Raw genomic sequence first — 16,877 nt, 5'->3', positions numbered from 1 at the left:
TTATTATGGAAAAACAAAATATTAGAATCAAATTAAGAGCTTATGACAATAAGATTCTAGATGCATCTACTGAAGAAATTGTAAATACTGTTAAGAGAACAGGTGCTACTATTAAAGGACCAATACCATTACCAACTAGAATTGAAAGATATACAGTACTAAAAGGTCCTCACATTGATAAAAAAAGTAGAGAGCAATTTGAAACAAGAACACATAAAAGATTAATCGATATTATTGAACCTACACCTCAAACTGTAGAAGCATTAATGAAACTAGATTTAGCGTCGGGTGTTGATGTGGAGATAAAAATTTAATTATGACTGAAATAGCTTTAGTTGGAAAAAAAATAGGTATGACTAGAGAGTTTTATAAAACGGGTCGTTTAGTTCCTGTGACTGTAATCAAAATGGAAAAAGCTAGAGTTATTAACGTGATTGAACATGATAAGCGTGGATATAAAGCAGTACAATTAGGATTTGGTAATATTAAAAACTCAAAACTAACAAAAGCTATGAAGGGCTTGTATGCCAAAAAGAATACAGAGGCCAAGAAGTTATTAAAAGAGTTTAGAGTTAAAAGTACTGAAGAATATAAAGAAGGTAATGAATTTGGATTAGAAATATTCAACGAAGTTAAATTCGTAGATACCACCTCTAAAACCATTGGTAAAGGTTTTGCTGGTGCTATGAAAAGACATAATTTTGGTGGTTTAAGAGCAACTCATGGAGTATCAGTTTCACATAGATCACATGGTTCAACAGGTCAAAGACAAGACCCAGGTAAAGTTTTTAAAGGAAAAAAAATGGCTGGTCATATGGGTGACAGAGTTAGAACTATGCAAAATTTAGAAATTATTAAAACAGATTTAGAAAATGAATTATTATATGTAAAAGGTTCGATACCGGGTTCTAAGAATTCAGAAATACTAGTTAAGCAGTCAGTAAAAGTTATTAATAAAATGACTATTAAAGAAAAAATTACTGCTGCTGAGGAAGCTAAAAAAACACCAGATAAAAAGAAAAGATAATGAAAATAGACAAAATAAATTTAGATGGGAAAAAAGACTCTATTGAAGTTTTAGATAAAATTTTCTCAGCAAAAATAAATAAGAAGTTAGTTGATAATGTTTTGTACAAAACTAATGCTAACTACAAAGGTAGACACGCTAAAACAAAACAACAAAATGAAATTGCTGGATCTACTTCTAAGATTTACGCTCAAAAAGGGACTGGTGGAGCACGTCATGCCAGCAGAAAAGCTCCTATATTTGTTGGAGGTGGTGTTGCGCATGGTCCTAAGGGTCAACTAGCTTATAAAAAAAGAAAACTTAATAAAAGTGAAAAAAAACTAAGCATAGCCTCACTAATTACTGAAAAAAATAAACTTAATAATTTATTAATTTTTAGTGATTTTAGTACAGAAATTAAAAAAACCAAAGAGATGCACTCAATCATTAAGAAATTTGAATTAACACATTCGTTAATAATTTTAGATAAAACTTCAAAAGATAAAGTTGAAAAATCTATGAGAAATATTCCAAATGTTAAAGTTACTGATATTAACCATTTTAGTGCTTTTGATATTATCAAATTTAAAAAAGTTGTATTTACTGAAAGCTCAATAAAAGAACTAGAAAAGAGATATTCTTAAAATGGATAAAATACATTTATACGATAAAATTTTATCACCTATGGTGACTGAAAAGACTACAAATCTTTCTGAACAAAACAAAATAGTATTTAAGGTACCAAGAGAGGCTAATAAGACTAATTTAAAAAAAAATATTGAAAAAATTTTTAAAGTTAATGTTATTAAAATTAATATTATCAATAAACAAAACAGAAAAGTTGTTAAAAGAGGTAAAAAAGTAAATGTCCAAGGATATAAAAAAGCAATTATAACCCTAAAAAAAGGTCAAAGCATAGACCTAACAACAGGAATTTAAACAATGGCATTAAAAACATTTAAACCATATACAAAATCTACTAGAGGAACAGTTCTTGTTGATAGAACTGGTTTATGGAGAGGAAAGCCATTTAAAACGCTTGTTGAGCCTAAAAACTCAATGCGTGGAAGAAATAACAACGGTCACATCACATCTAGAAATATGTCGGGTGGTGGACATAAAAAAATGTATAGACTAGTGGATTTTTACAGAAAAAAATTTGATGTACCTGGTACTGTTGAGCGTATTGAGTATGATCCAAACAGGTCATGTTATATCATGTTGATTAAGTTTGAAGATGGAACTCATTTTTACTATTTAGCACCTCAAAAAATTAATGTTGGCGATGTTGTGGAAAATGGATCTGCTAAAGAAATTAAAGTTGGAAATTGTATGCCTTTAAGAGACATTCCAGTAGGTGTAAATGTTCATAATGTTGAATTACAACCAGGTGGTGGTGGAAAAATAGCCAGATCAGCAGGAACGTCTGTTACTATAAGTGGCTTAGATGGCAATTATTCATTAATTAAAATGACTTCTGGTGAGGTTAGAAAAATTGATTCAAGATGTATGGCAACTATAGGTGTTTTGTCGAATCCAGATCAAAAAAATATTAAAATTGGTAAAGCTGGCAGATCAAGATGGCTAGGTAGAAGACCTCATACTAGAGGAGTTGTGATGAACCCAGTTGATCACCCACATGGTGGTGGTGAAGGTAAGAGTGCTGGTGGAAGACACCCCGTATCTCCGACAGGTCAAGGTGCAAAAGGATTAAAAACAAGAACAAACGCAAGAACAGATAAGTTCATAGTTAAAAGAAGAAACAAAAGAAAGGATACTAAAAAGTAATGGCTAGATCAGTGTGGAAAGGTCCTTTTGTCGAAGAGAGTTTAATTAAAAAAGTTGAAAAACAAAAATTAGATCCAAAAAAAATGCCAATTAAAACTTGGTCAAGAAAATCAACTATAATACCAGAATTTATTGGTGTTAGTTTTTTGATTTATAATGGAAAAAAATTTATACCAGTGACCATTTCTGAAGATATGGTTGGGCACAAACTTGGTGAATTTTCACCTACAAGAACATTTTTTGGTCATACACCTGCAGACAAGAAAGCAAAACCAGCAACGGCAGCTAAGAAATAATTATGAATAAAAAAAAGAAAATTAATAGAACTAAAGTTGATACAGTTAGATCTGTAAATAATAATATTAGATCTAGTGTTAGAAAACTTAATCCAATTCTTAAAGCAATTGTTGGAAAAAAAGTTGATGTTGCTATTAGAGAATTACAATTTTCTGCAAAAAGAATAACTAGAGAGATTAGAAAAACTGTTTCATCAGCCATCGCTAATGCTGAAAATAACAATCAATATGATATTGATAAGTTAATTGTAAAAGAAGCTTATTGTGGAAAAAAAGTTGTAATGAAAAGATTTAGACCAAGAGCAAAAGGAAGGGCAGCTCCAATTTTAAAACCCTATTCAACAATTACAATTATATTATCAGAAGCAAAACAAATGGAGAGTCATGGGACAAAAAGTTAATCCAATAGGTTTTAGACTTGGCGTAAATAGAGGTTGGGACTCTGTTTGGTATGCTAAAAAGAAAGATTTTGGAAATTATCTAATTGAGGATTTTAAAATTCGAGCTTATATCAAGAAAAATGTTGTTAATTCTGGTGTATCTAAAGTAATGATTGAAAGAACTTCAAACAAATGCTTTGTTACAATCTATACTTCTCGACCTGGATTTGTCATTGGTAAAAAAGGTAGTGATATTGATAAGATTAAAAATAATTTGTCTAAATTCACTAACAATGAAGTATCTTTAAATATAAAAGAAATTAAGAAACCAGAAACTAATGCCTATTTAGTAGCTGAAAATATTGCACAACAGTTAGTTAAAAGAATATCCTACAGAAGAGCTATGAAGAGGGCTATGCAATCTTGCATGAGATTAGGTGCCAAGGGTATTAAAGTTTCAATAAGTGGTAGACTTGGTGGAAATGAAATAGCTAGAACAGAATGGTTGAGAGAGGGCAGCATTCCTTCTCACACATTAAGAGCAGATATTGATTATGATGAAGCTGAAGCCTTAACAACATTTGGAATTATAGGAATTAAAGTTTGGATTTATAAGGGTGAAGTATTTGCAAAAGAATTTAGCCAAGAAACAAACAAGGTAAAACCTAAAGAGGTTAAAGAGTAATTATGTTACAGCCAGTAAGAACAAAATATAGAAAAGCACATAAAGGTAGAATTCATGGAACTGCTACTCGTGCTGCAAAGATTAACTATGGTTCATTCGCTTTAAAGGCTATGGCTCCTGAGAGGATCATTGGAAAACAAATTGAAGCAGCAAGAGTTGCTTTAACTAGACATATGAAGAGACAAGGTCGTGTATGGACAAGAATTTTTCCTAATATCCCCGTTTCTAAGAAACCTGTTGAGGTACGTATGGGTAAAGGTAAAGGCGCTCCTGAGTATTGGGCATGTAGAGTTAAGCCTGGAAGAATTTTATTTGAAATTGATGGTGTTTCAGAGACGATTGCAAAAGAAGCTTTATATAAAGCATCTGCAAAACTACCAATTAAAACTAAATTTATAAAGAGATTCGTTTAATATGAAAAAGCAAGAAATAAAAAAATTATCTAAAGACGAAGTTTTAAAAAATATAGATAAATTAAAAAAAGATTTATTTAATTTTAGATTTCAAAGAATTAATTCTGAAATTAAAGACCCATCCAAAATTGGACAAACGAAAAAAACAATAGCAAGATTAAAAACTACACTTAAAGGAAAATTAGATGCCTAAAAAAATATTAACAGGGATAGTTACAAGTGATAAACCAAATAAAACCATTACTGTAGCTGTAGAGAGAAAATACTCGCACCCAGTATTAAAAAAAGTTGTTAAGGTAAAAAAGAAATATAACGCTCATGATGAAAACAATAAATTTAAAACAGGTGATAAAGTTTCAATTATTGAATGCAGACCTTTTTCTAAAAATAAAAAATTTCAAGTAATGGATGGTTCTAAATGATACAAGTACAAACTGAGATGTTGGTTGCAGACAACACTGGCGCAAAAAGAATTGAGTGCATTAAGGTTCTAGGCGGTTCTAAACGTAGATATGCTAGTATTGGCGATACTATTGTTGTTGCTGTAAAAGAGGCGATACCAAAAGGAAAAGTGAAAAAAGGCTCTGTACATAAAGCAGTCGTAGTTCGTGTTAAATATGGGATTCATAGAGAAGATGGCTCAAAAGTTAAATTTGATAATAATGCTGCAGTTTTAGTTGATGACAAAGGTGAACCAGTAGGAACAAGAATTTTTGGTCCTGTAACAAGAGAATTAAGAAATAAAGGTCAAATGAAAATAATTTCATTGGCTCCTGAGGTATTATAAAATGATTAAAAAAGGAGTTAAAGTAAAAGTATTAACTGGAAGAGATAAAAAAAAGGAAGGTGAAGTCATTGAAATAGACAGATCTAATAACAGAGCAAAGGTTCAAGGAATTAACATTGTGAAGAAACATGTAAAAACTACAAAAGAAAAAAAAGGTGGAATAATTTCCAAAGAAAGCTTTATTCATATTTCAAACCTTGCTCTTGTTGATATAAAAGAAAAAATAAAAAAAACCGAGGCTAAAAAATAATGACACCAAGATTAAAAGAACTTTATTATAAAGAAATACAGCCTGCCCTTAAAGAGAAGTTGGGCTTTAAAAATACCTATCAAGGACCAAAAGTTCTTAAAGTTGTTATTAATATGGGTTTAGGGCTAGATGGTGCTGATGCTAAAATTATGAAATCTACAGAGGAAGATTTGGGAAAAATAACAGGACAAAAACCAACTGTTACAAAATTTAAGAAATCAGTAGCAAACTTTAAAACAAGAAAAGGTTCAAACGCTGGTTTAAAAGTTACTTTAAGAGGCAATAAAATGTATGAATTTATTGATAGATTAGTCAATATTGCTTTGCCTAGAATAAAAGATTTCAGAGGCTTATCCCCAAAAGGTTTTGATAAATTTGGCAATTATACTTTTGGAATTAAGGAACATATAATTTTTCCAGAAGTTAATTTTGATAGAATAGACAAAATTAGAGGACTTGATGTGGTAGTTGTAATAGCTGCTATGAATAAAGATCATAGTCTTGCACTTTTGGAGAAGTTAAACTTTCCATTTATTAAAAAAGGAGACAATTAAGATGGCAAAAGTAAGCGCAGTTCAAAAAAATGATAAAAGAATTAAACTTTCAGATAGACTTTTTAAAAAAAGACTAGCTTTAAAAAAAATTATTATGGACAAGAAAATCTCTCTAGAAGAAAGGTTCAAAGCACAACAAAAATTATCTAATTTACCTAGGAACTCTGCAAAAAATAGAGTTATGAACAGGTGTCAAATTACTGGAAGACCACATGGTGTTTACAGAAAATTAAAAATATCAAGAATAGCTTTAAGGGACTTAGGATTGCATGGATTAATTCCAGGCATGACGAAGTCGAGCTGGTAGAAAGGAATATATGAGTTTAAGTGACCCAATTGGAGATATGATAGCAAGAATAAAAAATGCTTTAGTTAGAAATCACAAAAAAGTAGCACTACCATCTTCTAACTTTAAAGTTAAAATTGCTGATATTCTTAAAAATGAAGGTTTTATTAAAGAATACAAAATTGATACAGCAGACAAAAAACCTGTTTTATCGATAGATTTAAAATATTATTCAGGCAACCCAGTTATTAGTACTTTTGAAAGAGTTTCAAAGCCAGGAAGAAGAATTTTTTCAAGTGCTGATAGTTTGCCAAAAATTAATGGTGGACTTGGTGTGGCAATCATTTCTACTCCAAAAGGTGTAATGACTGACGTAGATGCTAGGAAGCAAAAAGTTGGTGGAGAAATAATCTGTAAGGTATTTTAATGTCTAAAATTGGTAAAATAAGTATTTCAATTCCTGAAAAAGTTAAAGCAGTAATGTCTGGCAATGTTCTTAATATTGAGGGACCATTAGGAAAAAAATCTCTTAATGTTGATTTAGAAATGTTTAATCTTGATATTACAGAGGGAAAAGAAATTTCAATTAAACCAAAAAAAGTTGATCAAAATTCTAAAAGACTATGGGGAATGAATAGAAGCTTAATTAACAATGCTGTAATTGGTTCTAGTACTGGTTATGAAAAGATACTTGAGCTAGTCGGTGTTGGATACAGGGCTGCATTAAAAGATAAAATATTAAATCTACAACTTGGTTATAGTCATGATATAAACTTTGATATACCAGATGGTATCAAAATTCTTGTTGAAAAACAAACGACTATTAAAGTTAGTGGTTCTGACAAACAACAAGTTGGTATGGTTTGTTCAAAAATTAAATCTTTTAGAAAACCTGAGCCCTATAAAGGTAAAGGTGTTAGAGAAAAAGGTCAGCATATATTAAGAAAAGAAGGAAAGAAAAAATAATGAAATTAAATGCTATTCAGAGAAAAAAATTTCGGGTGACTAATAAAGTAAAAAATGTTTCTTCTCCTGAAAGATTTAGATTAAGTATTTCGAGATCTTCAAAAAATATATCAGCACAAATAATTGATGATGTTAAAAATATTACCCTACTTTCTTCTTCTTCTATTGAAAAAGAAATAAAAGCCATGGAAAAAATTAACAAAACAGAAATTTCAAAAATTGTCGCTGAAAAACTAGCAAAAAAAGCTGTAGAAAAAAAGATAACAAAAATCTATTTTGATAGAGGGGTTTATAAATATCATGGTAGAGTTAAGGCGTTCGCTGAAACATTACGTAAAAATGGAATGGAATTTTAATTATGGATTTTAAGAAAAAAAATGACGATGGTATTTTAGAGAAATTAGTTCACATTAATAGAATTACTAAAGTTGTAAAAGGTGGACGTAGATTTGGTTTCTCTGCACTTGTTGTTGTAGGAAACCAAGCCGGTAAGATTGGTATAGCACATGCTAAGGCAAAACAAGTCCCTGACGCAATTAAAAAGGCCAACGAAACTGCTAGAAGATTGTTAATTCATATTCCACTGAGAGAAGGAAGAACAATTCATCACGATGTTTATGGAAAAGATGGTGCGGGTAAAATTGTTTTAAGGTCTGCGCCTAAAGGAACGGGTATAATTGCTGGTGGTCCAGTTAGAGCAGTATGTGAGGTTTTAGGAATTAAAGATATAGTTGCAAAATCAATGGGAACTTCCAACCCTCATAATATGATAAGAGCTACAATGAAAGCTCTTTCAAAACAAAATTCACCCAAACATATAGCAACAATTAGAAATAAAAAGATTTCTGACGTAATTGAAAAAAGAGGATAATGAGCACATTAAATACTACTGGAAAAGTTTTATACAAAAAGAAGATGAGAGTTGGTCGAGGTATTGGATCGGGCAAAGGTAAAACTTCAGGAAGAGGAGTTAAAGGTCAAAAATCAAGATCAGGTGTAGCCATTAAGGCTTTTGAAGGAGGTCAGATGCCTTTATATAGAAGATTACCCAAAAGAGGTTTTAATGCCATTAAGAGATACCAAGCTATTATAGCAATAATGAACCTAGATAAAATTCAGTCTTATATTGACGAAAAAACTATTAATTCTAGTGATGTAATAAATATTGCTTTGCTTATAAAGTTGAAGTTAATAAATAAAAATTCTCAAAAATTAAAAATACTTGGTACAGGTGATATAAAAAATAAAGTAAGCATTGAAGCTGATTTAATATCAAAATCTGCCATTGTTAAATTAGAGAAGGCTGGTGGCACAATACAGTTAAAAAAATAGTTAAGGTATTATGAGCGCATCTTCTCAAACTAATGATCTTAGAAACAGAATAATTTTCACAATATTTATTTTAGCAGTTTATAGATTTGGCACTTTTGTTCCGATTCCAGGAATTGATCCGGAGCAACTACAGACAATGATGAGTGGTAATCAAAAGGGATTGCTTGGAATGTTTAATGTTTTTTCTGGTGGGGCAGTAAGCAGAATGGCAATTTTTGCACTAGGAATAATGCCATATATCTCTTCTTCTATTATTGTTCAATTATTAACTGGTGTGTCTGATTATTTTAAAAATCTAAAAGCCCAGGGAGAAACTGGTCGAGCTAAAATTACTCAAATTACAAGATATGGAACAGTATTGTTAGCTACAATTCAAGGTTATGGTTTATCAGTAGGTTTACAATCATCTGAAAACTTAGTTATAACTCCAGGTTTATTTTTTACAATAACTGCAGTCTCAACTATTGTTGCTGGAACGATGTTTTTAATGTGGCTTGGTGAACAAATAACGCAGAGAGGTATTGGTAATGGTATTTCATTAATCATTTTTGCAGGGATTGTTGCTGAGATACCAAGAGCTTTAGTAACTACATTTGAATTAGGCAGAACTGGTGCGGTATCTACAATTATGATTATTGGAATTTTTGTATTATTAGTTGTAACAATTATGTTTATTGTTTTTATGGAAAGAGCATTAAGAAAAATTCTAATAAATTATCCTAAAAGACAAATGGGTAACAAAATGTATGGAGGTGAGTCTTCTCATTTACCTTTAAAAATTAATCAAGCAGGAGTTATACCAGCTATCTTTGCGTCAGCTTTATTGCTATTGCCAGTAACCTTTTCTAATTTTAGTTTTTCAAATAATGATGCATTTTTAAACATAAGTTCATACTTTACTCAAGGTCAACCCCTTTACATGTTATTATATGCTTCTGGAATAATATTTTTTACTTTCTTCTATACTTCAATTACATTCAATCCGACAGAGACTGCTGATAATTTAAGAAAATATGGTGGTTTTGTACCTGGCATTAGACCTGGGGAGAACACTGCTTTATATATTGATAAGATTGTAACTAAACTTACTACAATAGGCGCTCTTTATTTAACAATGGTATGTTTGATGCCAGAGTTTTTAATTGCAAATTATCCAATACCTTTTTATCTTGGTGGAACTTCAATTTTGATTGTTGTTGTTGTTGCAATTGATACTGTAACTCAAATACAAACTAGATTGATGAGTTCTCAATATGAACAATTGATAAAAAAAACCAAATTCGGTAAATAATTTTGTGAATATAATTTTATTCGGTCCTCCTGGAGCAGGAAAGGGTACACAAGCTCAATTCATTGTAAAAAAACACAACTACTTTCAATTATCAACTGGTGATCTTTTAAGAGAAGAGATTAAGTTAAAAACTACACTTGGGAGTGAAATAGAACAATTGATATCAAATGGTAAATTTGCCTCAGATAAAATAGTTAACACACTGTTAAGACAATCTATTACAAATCTTAAATTTAGAGATAGGATTATTTTTGATGGCTACCCTAGAAATGTTGATCAAGCCAAAAATTTAGAGATAATTTTAAGTGAATTCGATCAAACAATTGGTCATATAATTTTTTTGAATGTTTCAAAAGATATCATTGAAAAACGAATAATGGGCAGAATGACATGTGATAAATGTAACATGTCTTTAAATGAATTTTTTAACAAAGAGCAAATAGAATTGCATCCCTGTGGCAAAGAGTTTCTTAAGAAGAGAAAAGATGACAATTTTGATGTTGTAGTAGCCAGATATGAGACATACATGAAAACAACTAAACCTGTCCTTGATTATTACTCAAAAAATGAAAATTTTACTGAAATTGATGGTGCCGGTGAAATTGATCAAATTACCAATAAAATCAATGGTGTTCTTAATGTTTAAGGCGTTGACTTTAGAACATCTTCTTATATAAAAGGCTAAAATTAATCTCAAAAATATGGCTCGTATAGCAGGTGTAAACATTCCCCAAAATAAACTTGTCCACATAGGATTAACTTATATCTATGGAATTGGTGATAAGTTTTCAAATCAAATTTGTAAATCTTTGGAAATTCCTACTAAAAAAAGAATTAACGAATTAACAGATGAAGATATTTTAAAAATTAGAGAATATATCGATGCTAATTTTAAAGTAGAAGGTGATCTTAGAAGAGACTACTCATTAACTATTAAAAGATTAATTGATCTTGCATGTTATAGGGGGTCTAGACATAGAAAAAAACTTCCAGTTAGAGGACAAAGAACAAGATGTAATGCTAGAACTAGAAAAGGTAAAGCTATTGCAATTGCAGGAAAAAAATTAACACCACTTAAAAAATAATTAATTTATGGCTAAAGTAGATAAAGTAGAAAACTCAGATTCTGTAATAGAGAAAAAAGTAGAAAAAAAAGCTGATAAAAAATCTAAAAAAAGTTCTTATTCCAAAAAGAAAAAAATTAAAAAACATATCCTTAATGGTATTGCTTACGTCCAATCAACTTTTAATAATACAATAATTTCTATAGCAGATACTAATGGAAATGTTATTTCATGGGCTTCATCTGGACAAAAGGGTTTTAAAGGTTCAAGAAAATCAACTCCATATGCAGCACAAGTGGCAGCAGATTCTGCTGCATCTAAAGCCTTAGAGTATGGGATGAAGACTTTAACTGTGCAAGTTAAAGGACCTGGCTCTGGAAGAGAAACAGCATTAAGAGCATTACAAGCGAAAGGATTTAAGATTCTTTCTATAAAAGATACAACACCAATGCCACATAACGGCGTAAGACCACCAAAGAAAAGGAGAGTTTAATAAATGGAAAGTTTGAATGTAAATGCTAAAAATTGGAAAGCATTAATTAAACCAGCTCAATTAGATGTTAAGATCAGTGATGACAAATCACATGCAAAAATTATAGCTGAACCTTTAGAGAAAGGATACGGCTTAACACTAGGTAATTCTTTAAGAAGAATATTATTGTCTTCTATAAGAGGAGCTGCCGTAACTTCAATACAAATTGATGGTGTATTACATGAATTCACATCTATTAAAGGTGTTAGAGAAGATGTTACTGATATTGTTTTAAATGTTAAATCATTAGCTCTAAAAAGTTCTCATGATGGATCAAAAAAACTTGTTCTTGATGCAAAAGGTCCTGGTGAAATTAAAGCTTCTGATATAGAGGCTGTTAACGATATTGAAATTTTAAATCCTGATTTAGTCATTTGTAATTTGGATGAAAATACTCATTTTCATATGGAAATGAATGTAGGAACGGGCAAAGGTTACGTACCAGCTGTAATGAATAAGCCTGAAGAACCGCCATTAGGTTTAATAGCAATAGATTCTTTATATAGTCCTGTTAAAAAAGTTTCTTACTCAATAAGTACGGCAAGAGAAGGAAAAGCCTTAGATTATGATAAATTAACAATGGAAGTTGAAACAAATGGTTCAATTTCTGCAGAAGATGCAGTTGCATATTCTGCTAGAATTTTTCAAGATCAACTTAACATGTTTGTTAATTTTGATGAACCGGTAGAGGCTCCAATTAAGGAAGTTTCAACTGAACCTGAGTTTAACAAAAATCTCTTAAGAAAAGTGGATGAATTAGAACTATCTGTTCGTTCAATGAATTGTTTAAAAAATGATAATATTACTTATATTGGTGATCTTGTTCAAAAATCTGAAGGTGAAATGCTTAGAACACCTAACTTTGGAAGAAAATCACTGAATGAAATAAAGGAAGTTTTAACTAGTATGTCTTTATATCTTGGCATGGAGATTCCAAACTGGCCACCAGACAACATAGCAGAAATGTCTAAAAAGTTAGAGGAACAAATCTAATGAGACATGGAATGGCTAATAAGAAGTTAAATAGAACTTCTGAACATAGAAAAGCACTGTTAAAGAACATGTTAAATTCTTTGATTAAATATGAACAGATAACTACCACACTTCCAAAAGCTAAATTCCTAAAACCTCAGGCAGATAAGATTATCACACTAGGAAAAAAAGAAACTTTACTTACAACTAAGATGTTGATGACTAAATTACAGGATATTACATCTACACGTAAAGTTACAAAAACTTTATCTAAAAGGTACGAAAAAAGAAATGGTGGATATACAAGAATTATCAAAGCGGGCTTTAGATATGGGGACAATGCGCCAATGGCTGTAATTGAATTTGTAGATAGAGATGTTGAGGCAAAAAGAGTTGATAGGAAGAAAAAAGATCTTACCAAAAATGAAAAAGAAGAGAAAAAATTAGCTACTGCTTAACTTTCCGTATAAAAATATATCATCATGAAAAAGTCATATAACGTTGAATCAACGTTTAACGATATGCGTATTGACCGATGGATAAGAAACAATTTAGGAAATATTCCACAAGGCTTAATTGAAAAAAGTTTACGAAGTGGAAAAATAAAACTTAATAATAAAAAAATCAAAAGTTCAAAAAAAGTTAAAACTAGCGATACTATTGAACTATTTAATTTTGAATATACTGAAACCATACTTCAAAAAAAAATAAAATTTGTACCATCTGAGGAAATTATCAAGGAAAATGAGGACTTAATAATTGATAATAATGATGACTTTATTGTACTGAATAAAAGCTCAGGTATTTCAGTTCAAGGTGGAACTAAATCAAAAAAAAATCTGGTAGATATTTTTGCTAGGAGTGATATTTTTCAAAATACAAAACCTTTTTCTGTCCATAGACTTGATAAAGATACATCTGGTGTTTTTATTATGGCCAAACACAGAGAGGCTGCGCAGCTATTAACATCACTATTTAGATTAAGAAAAGTTCACAAAACATATTTAGCTATATGTCATGGTGAATTGCAAAAAGACGAGGGTGAATGGAATGATGATCTTACTAGGTATGATAATGATAAAGAAATAATAGAAAAAGCCAGAACAACATATAAAGTTTTAGATAAAAATTCTATATGCAGCTTAGTCGAAATGAAGCCTATAACCGGAAGAAAACATCAACTTAGAAAACAACTGTATGCTGTTGGATCTCCAATTTATGGTGATCAAAAATACAAATTTAGCAATTCAGATAAAGCTATAAATAAAAATTTAATGCTCCACTCTTATCAAATTAAATTTATGATTAAGGGTAAAAAATATACATACACTGCACTATTACCAGAATATTTCAAAAAATTATTGAAAACCAAAAGGCTTAGGTTTCCAAGTTCTTAATAAAATTATTAATAATTAAATCATTTAATAAATTGTAGTTTTGATCATTAATACTTTTAAGGTTTGTCACACCTTTATCTGAAATACCACATGGAATTATATTTTGATATTTTGAGAGATCATTATTAATATTTATTGCAAAACCATGATAAGCAATCCACTTACTTACTCTTATTCCGATGGCTGCTACCTTCTTAATATCATTTTTGTCATTTACCCAAATACCAATATTTTTTGGATCACCATACGATTTAATATTATATTCAGACAAACTTTCAATAATTGTTTTTTCTATTATGGTTATAAATTTTCTTATATCTTTTTTTCTATTTTTTAAATTAATAACAAAATAACAAATTAATTGTCCTGGTCCATGATAAGTAATTTTACCACCTCGGTTTGTTTTAACTAAGTTGATATTGTGATTTAAGATTTCCTCCTCTTTATAACTTGTACCAGCTGTATAAATTTCTTTATGTTCCAGAATCCAAATTAAATCACTTTTTTTATTATTATTTATTGCAAGCAATCTGTCTTCAAGTTGCTTAATTGCTACTTCATATTTTACTGGTTTTATTGACTTTTTAATTTCTATGTTCATTTATAAATTGTATTATTCCTATTATGCATTAAGAGTGCAAAATTGATTTATAGGTAAATTTATGTCTTTAACAAAAAAAATAAAAGATAAAAAAGTTAATTTTGAGTTTAATAAAGAATATTTAAAAGTTGTTACTAATAAAATTGAGAATAATGATGCTCAATTTATTACAAATTCATTTAATGATGTGCACCCAGCTGATGCAGCTGACATTATTGAACATCTTAGTCTAAAAGATAGAGAAAGTTTAATAAAACTTAACAATTTTAATATAGATCCTGAAGTTTTTATTGAACTCAATGAATCTGTTCAATCAGAAATTATTACCTACCTTTCACAGGATTCAATTATTAAACTTTTAAAAAACCTTGAGTCAGATGATGCAATTGCAATTTTAGAAAATGTTGATGAAAAGGATAAAAATCTAATTTTAAGCTCCTTACCACCAAAAGATCGCTTTGCATTATTAGAAAGTTTAAGTTACCCAGAAGATACAGCTGCAAGAATAATGCAACGTGAATTCACTGTCACTCCAAGCAATTGGTCAGTAGGACAAACAATTGATTATTTACGTGAAAATAAAGATCTACCCGAAGAATTCCTTGAAATTTTTATCGTTGATGAAGATTTTAAACCTATTGGAACAGTTCCTTCATCTAAAATTCTAACAGCATCACGAGATACAAAAATGCTTTCAATTATGTCTGAATCACAATTACTTATTCCAGTTGATATGGATAAAGAAGAAGTTAGTAATCTTTTTGAGAATTATAATTTAAATTCTGCTGCCGTTGTAGATAAAACTAATAAATTAGTTGGTATGATTATGTATGATGATGTTTTAACTGTTTTAAAAGAAGAAGCAGAAGAAGATGCTCTAAGATTGGCAGGGGTAGGAGATGAAGAAATTACAGATGGTGTTTTTAAAAAAACAAAACGAAGATTTAATTGGCTTTTATTAAATCTTTTTACCGCATTTATTGCGACATGGGTAATTAGTTTATTTGGTGCAACTATTGAACAGATGGTTGTCTTAGCATTTTTAATGCCAATTGTTGCTTCTATGGGCGGCAATGCAGGCATGCAAACTTTAGCAGTTACAGTTAGAACGTTAGCAACAAATGATTTAACTAAAAATAACTTTTCTCAAAACATTCTAAAAGAATTTAATATAGGAATTTTAAATGGTATAATTTTTGCAATAATCAGTGCACTTGTGGTGCAGATCTGGTTTCAAGATTCTCTACTATCAATAATTATATCCATGTCGATGATTGTTACAATGATCGTTGCAGGATTATTTGGAATTTTAGTTCCTATTACTTTAAAAAAAATGGATATTGATCCAGCGATCGCATCAAGTGTATTTGTAACGACAATCACTGATGTTATAGGGTTTGTTTCTTTTTTAGGCGTTAGTGCTTATTTTCTTTAGAAGTTGTCTATCAATCTGACTTTACCCAAATAAAATGCTACAAAAAGTTTAAATGGACCATTGCTAATGTTAGAGCCTAGGTCAATTGTGTTTCTATTCTCAAGGTATTCAATTTTAATGTTAAATAGTTTAGTTAGCTCTATTTTAGCGGAGTTAGTCAGTGCCTCAGATTCACTTCTATTTTTGTAAATCTTTTTTTTTAAATCGAGCAACTTATTAGTAATTAAGCTCAAAGCTTGAATATTAGTTTTATTTAATAGTCTATTTCTGGATGATAAAGCAATTCTATTTGAACTTCTGATAGTTTTACAAAGGTAAACTTTAGTTTTGTGTCTTTTTTCTATAAATTTTTTTACTAGAAAAAATTGTTGATAATCTTTTTCTCCTAAAAAAATTATTTTTGGAGCTATTAATATTACAAAACGGTTTAAAACATTGAGAACACCTTCAAAATGACCCTTTCGAAAATTTGCACATAAAACTTTATCTGATTTTTTTATTGAAATTTTAGTTAATTTTTTATTTTTATAAATTTGGTCAATTGTTGGAATAAACACATAATCTACTTTTAATCGTTTAAGTATTTTAAGATCATTATTTAAATTTCTGGGGTAATTTTTATAATCTTCTTTATTATTGAATTGCTTGGGGTTAACAAAAATAGAAACTAGTGTTTTTTTACACTTCTTTTTAGATATCTTTATTAGAGCTTCATGGCCCTTATGAAGGCTACCCATCGTAGGAACAAACCCTAATCTCGTTTCTTTATTAATTGCCTTATTTAAATCAATTATTTCTTTTATTAATTTCATTTGTAATAATAATATTAATAAGTAAAACAT

At 29.8% G+C, this 16,877-nt stretch carries 30 protein-coding genes; 28 read left to right on the top strand and 2 right to left on the bottom strand.

Features of this window, described 5'->3' with window-relative positions:
• Positions 1-5 precede the first annotated feature (5 nt).
• The 27 genes from rpsJ to AC5YGA_RS03470 are packed head-to-tail and all read left to right on the top strand — an operon-like array spanning position 6 to position 13,999.
• Positions 6-314, top strand: a complete 309-nt coding sequence (rpsJ, locus tag AC5YGA_RS03600) for a 30S ribosomal protein S10 (protein ID WP_006996810.1) — start codon at positions 6-8, stop codon at positions 312-314.
• Between the two features lie 2 nt (positions 315-316).
• Complete coding sequence (gene rplC, locus AC5YGA_RS03595) at positions 317-1,027, top strand: 50S ribosomal protein L3 (RefSeq protein ID WP_415307778.1); 711 nt, start codon at positions 317-319, stop codon at positions 1,025-1,027.
• Complete coding sequence (gene rplD, locus AC5YGA_RS03590; RefSeq protein WP_415307777.1) at positions 1,027-1,650, top strand: 50S ribosomal protein L4; 624 nt, start codon at positions 1,027-1,029, stop codon at positions 1,648-1,650. The genes rplC and rplD overlap by 1 nt, the downstream gene beginning before the upstream one ends.
• 1 nt (position 1,651) lies before the next feature.
• Positions 1,652-1,945 carry a 50S ribosomal protein L23 gene (rplW, locus tag AC5YGA_RS03585; RefSeq protein ID WP_415307776.1) on the top strand — a complete coding sequence of 98 codons (294 nt, stop codon included), beginning with the start codon at positions 1,652-1,654 and terminating at the stop codon, positions 1,943-1,945.
• 3 nt (positions 1,946-1,948) lie between these two features.
• Positions 1,949-2,794 carry a 50S ribosomal protein L2 gene (gene rplB / locus AC5YGA_RS03580; RefSeq protein ID WP_415307775.1) on the top strand — a complete coding sequence of 282 codons (846 nt, stop codon included), beginning with the start codon at positions 1,949-1,951 and terminating at the stop codon, positions 2,792-2,794.
• Positions 2,794-3,090, top strand: coding sequence for a 30S ribosomal protein S19 (rpsS, locus tag AC5YGA_RS03575; protein WP_415307774.1), 297 nt, complete (start codon positions 2,794-2,796; stop codon positions 3,088-3,090). The genes rplB and rpsS overlap by 1 nt, the downstream gene beginning before the upstream one ends.
• A 2-nt stretch (positions 3,091-3,092) precedes the next feature.
• Entirely contained in the window at positions 3,093-3,491 is a 399-nt protein-coding gene (rplV, locus tag AC5YGA_RS03570; protein WP_415307773.1) for a 50S ribosomal protein L22, read from the top strand.
• Positions 3,475-4,155 carry a 30S ribosomal protein S3 gene (gene rpsC / locus AC5YGA_RS03565; RefSeq protein WP_415307772.1) on the top strand — a complete coding sequence of 227 codons (681 nt, stop codon included), beginning with the start codon at positions 3,475-3,477 and terminating at the stop codon, positions 4,153-4,155. Before rplV ends, rpsC begins: the two co-directional genes overlap by 17 nt.
• A gap of 2 nt (positions 4,156-4,157) precedes the next feature.
• On the top strand, positions 4,158-4,568 hold the full coding sequence (gene rplP / locus AC5YGA_RS03560; RefSeq protein WP_169036407.1) for a 50S ribosomal protein L16: 411 nt from the start codon (positions 4,158-4,160) through the stop codon (positions 4,566-4,568).
• Position 4,569: 1 nt separating this feature from the next.
• Complete coding sequence (gene rpmC, locus AC5YGA_RS03555) at positions 4,570-4,761, top strand: 50S ribosomal protein L29 (protein ID WP_415307771.1); 192 nt, start codon at positions 4,570-4,572, stop codon at positions 4,759-4,761.
• Positions 4,754-4,990 carry a 30S ribosomal protein S17 gene (rpsQ, locus tag AC5YGA_RS03550; protein ID WP_415309356.1) on the top strand — a complete coding sequence of 79 codons (237 nt, stop codon included), beginning with the start codon at positions 4,754-4,756 and terminating at the stop codon, positions 4,988-4,990. The genes rpmC and rpsQ overlap by 8 nt, the downstream gene beginning before the upstream one ends.
• The gene (rplN, locus tag AC5YGA_RS03545; RefSeq protein ID WP_415309355.1) at positions 4,987-5,355 is read left to right on the top strand and encodes a 50S ribosomal protein L14; all 369 of its coding nucleotides are present in this window, start codon (positions 4,987-4,989) and stop codon (positions 5,353-5,355) included. Before rpsQ ends, rplN begins: the two co-directional genes overlap by 4 nt.
• A 1-nt stretch (position 5,356) precedes the next feature.
• Positions 5,357-5,605 carry a 50S ribosomal protein L24 gene (gene rplX, locus AC5YGA_RS03540; RefSeq protein WP_415309354.1) on the top strand — a complete coding sequence of 83 codons (249 nt, stop codon included), beginning with the start codon at positions 5,357-5,359 and terminating at the stop codon, positions 5,603-5,605.
• Positions 5,605-6,159, top strand: coding sequence for a 50S ribosomal protein L5 (gene rplE, locus AC5YGA_RS03535; RefSeq protein WP_415309353.1), 555 nt, complete (start codon positions 5,605-5,607; stop codon positions 6,157-6,159). Before rplX ends, rplE begins: the two co-directional genes overlap by 1 nt.
• A gap of 1 nt (position 6,160) precedes the next feature.
• Positions 6,161-6,466 (top strand): 30S ribosomal protein S14, encoded by a 306-nt coding sequence (rpsN, locus tag AC5YGA_RS03530; RefSeq protein ID WP_271492416.1) that lies wholly within the window; start codon positions 6,161-6,163, stop codon positions 6,464-6,466.
• A gap of 10 nt (positions 6,467-6,476) precedes the next feature.
• Complete coding sequence (rpsH, locus tag AC5YGA_RS03525) at positions 6,477-6,872, top strand: 30S ribosomal protein S8 (RefSeq protein WP_415309352.1); 396 nt, start codon at positions 6,477-6,479, stop codon at positions 6,870-6,872.
• Positions 6,872-7,411, top strand: coding sequence for a 50S ribosomal protein L6 (gene rplF / locus AC5YGA_RS03520; RefSeq protein ID WP_415309351.1), 540 nt, complete (start codon positions 6,872-6,874; stop codon positions 7,409-7,411). The genes rpsH and rplF overlap by 1 nt, the downstream gene beginning before the upstream one ends.
• Positions 7,411-7,767 carry a 50S ribosomal protein L18 gene (gene rplR / locus AC5YGA_RS03515; RefSeq protein ID WP_415309350.1) on the top strand — a complete coding sequence of 119 codons (357 nt, stop codon included), beginning with the start codon at positions 7,411-7,413 and terminating at the stop codon, positions 7,765-7,767. The genes rplF and rplR overlap by 1 nt, the downstream gene beginning before the upstream one ends.
• Before the next feature lie 2 nt (positions 7,768-7,769).
• Positions 7,770-8,282 (top strand): 30S ribosomal protein S5, encoded by a 513-nt coding sequence (rpsE, locus tag AC5YGA_RS03510; RefSeq protein ID WP_415309349.1) that lies wholly within the window; start codon positions 7,770-7,772, stop codon positions 8,280-8,282.
• The gene (rplO, locus tag AC5YGA_RS03505; RefSeq protein WP_415309348.1) at positions 8,282-8,743 is read left to right on the top strand and encodes a 50S ribosomal protein L15; all 462 of its coding nucleotides are present in this window, start codon (positions 8,282-8,284) and stop codon (positions 8,741-8,743) included. Before rpsE ends, rplO begins: the two co-directional genes overlap by 1 nt.
• 10 nt (positions 8,744-8,753) lie before the next feature.
• On the top strand, positions 8,754-10,034 hold the full coding sequence (secY, locus tag AC5YGA_RS03500; RefSeq protein WP_415309347.1) for a preprotein translocase subunit SecY: 1,281 nt from the start codon (positions 8,754-8,756) through the stop codon (positions 10,032-10,034).
• A gap of 4 nt (positions 10,035-10,038) precedes the next feature.
• The gene (locus AC5YGA_RS03495) at positions 10,039-10,680 is read left to right on the top strand and encodes an adenylate kinase (RefSeq protein WP_415309346.1); all 642 of its coding nucleotides are present in this window, start codon (positions 10,039-10,041) and stop codon (positions 10,678-10,680) included.
• A gap of 55 nt (positions 10,681-10,735) precedes the next feature.
• The gene (gene rpsM / locus AC5YGA_RS03490) at positions 10,736-11,119 is read left to right on the top strand and encodes a 30S ribosomal protein S13 (RefSeq protein ID WP_415309345.1); all 384 of its coding nucleotides are present in this window, start codon (positions 10,736-10,738) and stop codon (positions 11,117-11,119) included.
• A gap of 7 nt (positions 11,120-11,126) precedes the next feature.
• The gene (gene rpsK, locus AC5YGA_RS03485; RefSeq protein ID WP_415309344.1) at positions 11,127-11,591 is read left to right on the top strand and encodes a 30S ribosomal protein S11; all 465 of its coding nucleotides are present in this window, start codon (positions 11,127-11,129) and stop codon (positions 11,589-11,591) included.
• A gap of 3 nt (positions 11,592-11,594) precedes the next feature.
• The gene (locus tag AC5YGA_RS03480; RefSeq protein WP_415309343.1) at positions 11,595-12,623 is read left to right on the top strand and encodes a DNA-directed RNA polymerase subunit alpha; all 1,029 of its coding nucleotides are present in this window, start codon (positions 11,595-11,597) and stop codon (positions 12,621-12,623) included.
• Entirely contained in the window at positions 12,623-13,060 is a 438-nt protein-coding gene (rplQ, locus tag AC5YGA_RS03475) for a 50S ribosomal protein L17 (RefSeq protein WP_415309342.1), read from the top strand. Before AC5YGA_RS03480 ends, rplQ begins: the two co-directional genes overlap by 1 nt.
• Before the next feature lie 24 nt (positions 13,061-13,084).
• Positions 13,085-13,999, top strand: a complete 915-nt coding sequence (locus AC5YGA_RS03470; RefSeq protein ID WP_415309341.1) for an RluA family pseudouridine synthase — start codon at positions 13,085-13,087, stop codon at positions 13,997-13,999.
• On the opposite strand, the gene lipB is transcribed toward AC5YGA_RS03470, so the two are convergent.
• A complete protein-coding gene (gene lipB / locus AC5YGA_RS03465; protein ID WP_415309340.1) occupies positions 13,980-14,600 on the bottom strand; it encodes a lipoyl(octanoyl) transferase LipB in 621 nt (206 codons plus the stop codon). The genes AC5YGA_RS03470 and lipB overlap by 20 nt on opposite strands.
• A gap of 61 nt (positions 14,601-14,661) precedes the next feature.
• On the opposite strand from lipB, the gene mgtE reads away from it, so the two are divergent.
• Positions 14,662-16,035 (top strand): magnesium transporter, encoded by a 1,374-nt coding sequence (gene mgtE, locus AC5YGA_RS03460; RefSeq protein WP_415309339.1) that lies wholly within the window; start codon positions 14,662-14,664, stop codon positions 16,033-16,035.
• Here mgtE and AC5YGA_RS03455 read toward each other — a convergent pair.
• Positions 16,032-16,877 (bottom strand): pantoate--beta-alanine ligase, encoded by an 846-nt coding sequence (locus AC5YGA_RS03455; RefSeq protein WP_415309338.1) that lies wholly within the window; start codon positions 16,875-16,877, stop codon positions 16,032-16,034. The two genes, mgtE and AC5YGA_RS03455, sit on opposite strands and share 4 nt — an antisense overlap.

Source organism: Candidatus Pelagibacter sp. uisw_091 (assembly GCF_059512525.1).
This window is presented reverse-complemented; position numbering and strand designations above follow the sequence as displayed.

What these genes read in the sequence shown, in the direction of transcription:
- rpsM (WP_415309345.1), top strand. Translation starts at nt 10,736, where the DNA reads ATGGCTCGTATAGCAGGTGTAAACATTCCCCAAAATAAACTTGTCCAC.
- rpsE (WP_415309349.1), top strand. Translation starts at nt 7,770, where the DNA reads ATGGATTTTAAGAAAAAAAATGACGATGGTATTTTAGAGAAATTAGTT.
- rplQ (WP_415309342.1), top strand. Translation starts at nt 12,623, where the DNA reads ATGAGACATGGAATGGCTAATAAGAAGTTAAATAGAACTTCTGAACAT.
- rplN (WP_415309355.1), top strand. Translation starts at nt 4,987, where the DNA reads ATGATACAAGTACAAACTGAGATGTTGGTTGCAGACAACACTGGCGCA.
- rplO (WP_415309348.1), top strand. Translation starts at nt 8,282, where the DNA reads ATGAGCACATTAAATACTACTGGAAAAGTTTTATACAAAAAGAAGATG.
- rplV (WP_415307773.1), top strand. Translation starts at nt 3,093, where the DNA reads ATGAATAAAAAAAAGAAAATTAATAGAACTAAAGTTGATACAGTTAGA.
- rpsH (WP_415309352.1), top strand. Translation starts at nt 6,477, where the DNA reads ATGAGTTTAAGTGACCCAATTGGAGATATGATAGCAAGAATAAAAAAT.
- rplR (WP_415309350.1), top strand. Translation starts at nt 7,411, where the DNA reads ATGAAATTAAATGCTATTCAGAGAAAAAAATTTCGGGTGACTAATAAA.
- rplX (WP_415309354.1), top strand. Translation starts at nt 5,357, where the DNA reads ATGATTAAAAAAGGAGTTAAAGTAAAAGTATTAACTGGAAGAGATAAA.
- rpsS (WP_415307774.1), top strand. Translation starts at nt 2,794, where the DNA reads ATGGCTAGATCAGTGTGGAAAGGTCCTTTTGTCGAAGAGAGTTTAATT.
- rpsQ (WP_415309356.1), top strand. Translation starts at nt 4,754, where the DNA reads ATGCCTAAAAAAATATTAACAGGGATAGTTACAAGTGATAAACCAAAT.
- rpmC (WP_415307771.1), top strand. Translation starts at nt 4,570, where the DNA reads ATGAAAAAGCAAGAAATAAAAAAATTATCTAAAGACGAAGTTTTAAAA.
- AC5YGA_RS03455 (WP_415309338.1), bottom strand. Translation starts at nt 16,877, where the DNA reads ATGTTTTACTTATTAATATTATTATTACAAATGAAATTAATAAAAGAA.
- AC5YGA_RS03470 (WP_415309341.1), top strand. Translation starts at nt 13,085, where the DNA reads ATGAAAAAGTCATATAACGTTGAATCAACGTTTAACGATATGCGTATT.
- rplD (WP_415307777.1), top strand. Translation starts at nt 1,027, where the DNA reads ATGAAAATAGACAAAATAAATTTAGATGGGAAAAAAGACTCTATTGAA.
- rplW (WP_415307776.1), top strand. Translation starts at nt 1,652, where the DNA reads ATGGATAAAATACATTTATACGATAAAATTTTATCACCTATGGTGACT.
- secY (WP_415309347.1), top strand. Translation starts at nt 8,754, where the DNA reads ATGAGCGCATCTTCTCAAACTAATGATCTTAGAAACAGAATAATTTTC.
- rpsK (WP_415309344.1), top strand. Translation starts at nt 11,127, where the DNA reads ATGGCTAAAGTAGATAAAGTAGAAAACTCAGATTCTGTAATAGAGAAA.
- rpsN (WP_271492416.1), top strand. Translation starts at nt 6,161, where the DNA reads ATGGCAAAAGTAAGCGCAGTTCAAAAAAATGATAAAAGAATTAAACTT.
- mgtE (WP_415309339.1), top strand. Translation starts at nt 14,662, where the DNA reads ATGTCTTTAACAAAAAAAATAAAAGATAAAAAAGTTAATTTTGAGTTT.
- rplC (WP_415307778.1), top strand. Translation starts at nt 317, where the DNA reads ATGACTGAAATAGCTTTAGTTGGAAAAAAAATAGGTATGACTAGAGAG.
- rplF (WP_415309351.1), top strand. Translation starts at nt 6,872, where the DNA reads ATGTCTAAAATTGGTAAAATAAGTATTTCAATTCCTGAAAAAGTTAAA.
- rpsC (WP_415307772.1), top strand. Translation starts at nt 3,475, where the DNA reads ATGGGACAAAAAGTTAATCCAATAGGTTTTAGACTTGGCGTAAATAGA.
- rplE (WP_415309353.1), top strand. Translation starts at nt 5,605, where the DNA reads ATGACACCAAGATTAAAAGAACTTTATTATAAAGAAATACAGCCTGCC.
- rplB (WP_415307775.1), top strand. Translation starts at nt 1,949, where the DNA reads ATGGCATTAAAAACATTTAAACCATATACAAAATCTACTAGAGGAACA.
- lipB (WP_415309340.1), bottom strand. Translation starts at nt 14,600, where the DNA reads ATGAACATAGAAATTAAAAAGTCAATAAAACCAGTAAAATATGAAGTA.
- rplP (WP_169036407.1), top strand. Translation starts at nt 4,158, where the DNA reads ATGTTACAGCCAGTAAGAACAAAATATAGAAAAGCACATAAAGGTAGA.
- rpsJ (WP_006996810.1), top strand. Translation starts at nt 6, where the DNA reads ATGGAAAAACAAAATATTAGAATCAAATTAAGAGCTTATGACAATAAG.
- AC5YGA_RS03480 (WP_415309343.1), top strand. Translation starts at nt 11,595, where the DNA reads ATGGAAAGTTTGAATGTAAATGCTAAAAATTGGAAAGCATTAATTAAA.